The organism is Halomonas sp., from assembly GCF_041689495.1.
In the GTDB taxonomy this organism is placed as follows: Bacteria; Pseudomonadota; Gammaproteobacteria; order Pseudomonadales; family Halomonadaceae; genus Halomonas.
The window spans coordinates 1-2,865 of the sequence record NZ_JBDNGD010000451.1; the positions used below are offsets into that span (position 1 = coordinate 1).

Annotated in this window: 3 protein-coding genes; 2 read left to right on the forward strand and 1 reads right to left on the reverse strand. The window is 63.9% G+C overall.

Annotated features, from left to right (window positions below; translation table 11 throughout):
- Both ACESMD_RS13825 and ACESMD_RS13830 read left to right on the forward strand, forming a co-directional pair.
- A partial coding sequence (locus tag ACESMD_RS13825) for a hypothetical protein (RefSeq protein WP_372614124.1) occupies nt 1-348 on the forward strand: 348 nt, incomplete at its 5' end.
- 6 nt (nt 349-354) lie between these two features.
- Nucleotides 355-1,140, forward strand: coding sequence for a tetratricopeptide repeat protein (locus ACESMD_RS13830; protein ID WP_372614126.1), 786 nt, complete (start codon nt 355-357; stop codon nt 1,138-1,140).
- A 185-nt stretch (nt 1,141-1,325) separates the two neighbouring features.
- Here ACESMD_RS13830 and ACESMD_RS13835 read toward each other — a convergent pair whose 3' ends face one another.
- A complete protein-coding gene (locus ACESMD_RS13835; RefSeq protein ID WP_372614128.1) occupies nt 1,326-2,285 on the reverse strand; it encodes a hypothetical protein in 960 nt (319 codons plus the stop codon).
- Nucleotides 2,286-2,865: the final 580 nt, after the last annotated feature.

Genomic DNA, 2,865 nt, shown 5'->3' on the forward strand with positions numbered 1-2,865 from the left:
ATCGAGCGCCTGCGCGAGATCGCCAGCGACCCCAACGGCTTTCTGTTGCGCCAGGGGCTGGGTAGCCTGGACTTCAGCGACGAGGCCGAGCTGGCCAAGCTGCGGCAACTGTATGAGACCCTGCAGGAGCGCATCCTCAACCTGCTGGCCGAATTGGAGCGGCTACGCGATAGCGCCGAATACGAGCTTTACACCCTCAGCCAGAAGCAACCCAGCTTGGTGCAGGCGGTCGCGGATCAGCAGGCCGCGCAGATCGCCGAGGAAATCGCCCAGCTGGAGGCCGAGGCTGAGCAGTTGGCCGAAGAGATCGCGCAATTGACCGGGGCCGATGATCCCTTTGGCAGTTAGGTCTCTATGACCGCCTCGATCCTCTACAACTACGGCGTCTGCTTGTCCGAGATGAACCGCGTTGAGGAGTCGATCGCCCCGCTCCAGGCGTGTGTCGAGGAAGCGCCGGACTACGCTCATGCGCACGCGGCGCTGGGCTTCTCCTGCATTAAGCTCGGCCAGATGGACAAGGCCGAGAGCGTGCTGAGTGACGCCGCCAAACAGCTCCCCGACGATATGTGGATCAACCGCAATCTGGCGGGCCTGCTCGCCAAGCGCGGCAAACACCACGACGCCAAGGCCTACTTCGAACGTGCACTGGCCGCCAATCCGCAGGATGTCGCCACGCTGTTCGGCCTGGCGCTGAACCTCGAGGAGATGGGCTCGGAGAACGCCGAGCAGGCAGACGGCATCTATCAGCGCATCATCGAGCTGGAACCGTCCTCGCCGATCGCCACCGAAGCCAAGAAGGCGCGCAGCCGGTTGTCACGGGCGACGATGAAGTCCAAGGCCGACGGTGGCCTACGCATGGTTGCGGTGATGTACATGACTGGCGCCTTCGAGACGTTCGAGCAGAAGGACCAACGGGAGATCGCCGCCATCGTGTTCGAGATCGCCAAGCTTGGCGAGAGCGGCCTCTCCATCAACGATCCAGACAAACGCTTCACGCTCAAGTCGCTCGACGGCGACTTCTCCGGCCTGCAGCTGCTGTCGATGATGCACGTGCGCCTCAAGACCATCGACCCGACCCTGGATTCACAGTCAGGACTGGATGCCGAGTACGAAGCCGCGAAGAAGATGGCCGGCAAATAAACCCCGCAGGAAGGCCAGACTCTCAATGCTCCCGGCCGCCCACCAGGATCACGCAGTGATGCCGCGGTCAGGCCGGGCGCGTCCCGGTGCTGTCACATGGGCCGGCGGAAAGCTCACATTACCGGTGGATCGGTTGCTGGGGGAAAGGTCAGTCGATGAACTCTAATACCATCTGATTACTCCCGTCACTCCACAATGGACTCCACACCCACCGTCTTGCCTGCCCCGACCTCGTAGCCGCTGACCAGCACGTAGCGGCTGCCGGGACGGTGATCGGCCCACTTGCCGCGGTAGAAGCGCGCGTCGCGCAGCTGCCGCCAGTAGGGAGATACCGAGTGGGGTGCGGTCATCGCCACCTGCAACTCACGGTTTTCTCGGTCATAGCCGACTTGGGCGAAGGGCACGCCCTTCCTGCCCTCGGGGTGCTTGTTCTTCATCCATGCCGGAACACCGGCACTCTGCGCCTCGGGGTAGGCGGAAAGGTACATGCCCAGCGACAGCACATAGCGCACCACCTCACGCAGGATCATGCCCTCCTCGTCGGCCAGCGGCGCAGCACGCCCACCGGCATACTCGATGGCCTCGCGGTTGATGAAGTCGCTGATCTGAGAGGGCTTGAAGGCGCCGCGCAGCATGGTGGGGTTCTCGCTTGGCTTGTCGTCGAGCGGGTTGTGGACGGCGACGATCAGCCACGGGTCGCCCAGCCCGAGCATGTCCACGCCGTGCGGGTTGCCGTGGGCACTCAGGAAGGCCTCGTAGCGGCTGGGCAGTGTGGTGGAGTCCACCCAGGCGACCAGGGCGCCGTCCAGCGGATGACCATGGAAGGCCTGTCCGGTGGGGAAGGACAACGTGCTGAACTCCCAGGGCCACGACCAGGCGTCACCCTGCACACGGCTGAGCTGCACCGTCTGCAGCCAGGTGGACAGTGTCGGCTCCGGCACCACCACCCTGCCCTCGCGGCCGTGATGCCACTCCAGCATCAGCACCTCGCCGTTGATCGAGGGCACCACCTGCTCGTCCTGCAGCATGCTGCCGAAGATCTCGGCTTCCATCTTCGGCTTCTTGGGCAGCCCCATGAGCTTGAGCACCGAGCGGACATAGCGGCGGGTGAACGCGGGATAGTGGCGGTAGGTGGCCTGGATCATGCGCGGCTCGTGGTGGTGGAGGCAATGGCGTCAGGTTACACCAACCACGGCGGCGGTGGGCAGAGAAGCAGCCGCCGGCGTCAGCCGGGGGCGGGCTATGGATAAATGCCGGAGAAGGACGGTCATGCGGCGAGGGTGGCGCGAAGCGCGACTCGCAAGCCGACAACAACGCCGTGGCCGCGGGCGTGGCCGGCTGGCCGGGGTTAGGCGAGCCGCCACGAGTGCGGCCGCGAGCGGGCGACGGGGACCAAGTCGCGACATGCACTGCACCAGCGACGTGCTGGCCGGGCAGAGCCAGGCGGGGGTTGGCGTGGCGATGGCCAGGGCGGCGCGAGCGGTGAAGTTCGCCACCAACGTAGCATGGCGTCAGCCGTGCGGGCCCGTGTGTTGGCCTGGCGGCGAAGCCGCGTGGCCCAGAGTGAGTAGGTTATGCTGCACGCACTTAGAAAAGTGCTTACTTTTGTTCGCGCCAATCATTACCATGTGTTTCTGCAATCATTCTTCTTATTTTTTCCCGGTCCATTTGGGGTAAAGATTTACTTGCGTCATTTTTGGAATCTTTATCCTTCATTTTGTAAAG